Genomic DNA, 472 nt, shown 5'->3' with positions numbered 1-472 from the left:
GCGCCCACATGACAGATTCCAGAGGAGCAAGCACCGCCATGAGGATACTCATCGTCGAGGACGAACCCAAGACCGGGGACTACCTGAAACAAGGACTGGTCGAGGCCGGCTTCATCGTCGATTTGGTGCGCGACGGCCCCAATGGTCTGCACCAGGGGCTGACCGAGGCCTACGACTTGGCGATTCTCGATGTGATGCTGCCCGGCATCGACGGCTGGGCGGTGCTGGCCGGCATCCGCAAGGCGGGCAAGGACATGCCGGTGTTGTTCCTGACCGCTCGCGACCATGTTGATGACCGCGTCAAGGGCCTGGAACTCGGCGCGGATGACTACCTGGTCAAGCCCTTTGCTTTTTCCGAATTACTGGCGCGGGTGCGCACGCTGTTGCGCCGCGGCGCGAAGGCCAACTCGCCGGTGTTCATGCGCGCGGCCGATCTGGAACTCGACTTGTTGCGGCGTCGCGTCACGCGCGC

Annotated in this window: 1 protein-coding gene; it reads left to right on the top strand. The window is 64.0% G+C overall.

The window, feature by feature from the left end:
• Nucleotides 1–38 precede the first annotated feature (38 nt).
• A partial coding sequence (locus tag C5P05_RS00380) for a response regulator (RefSeq protein WP_114967978.1) occupies nucleotides 39–472 on the top strand: 434 nt, incomplete at its 3' end.

This window comes from Rhodoferax ferrireducens, from assembly GCF_003347515.1.
Taxonomy (GTDB): domain Bacteria; phylum Pseudomonadota; class Gammaproteobacteria; order Burkholderiales; family Burkholderiaceae_C; genus Rhodoferax.
This window is presented reverse-complemented; position numbering and strand designations above follow the sequence as displayed.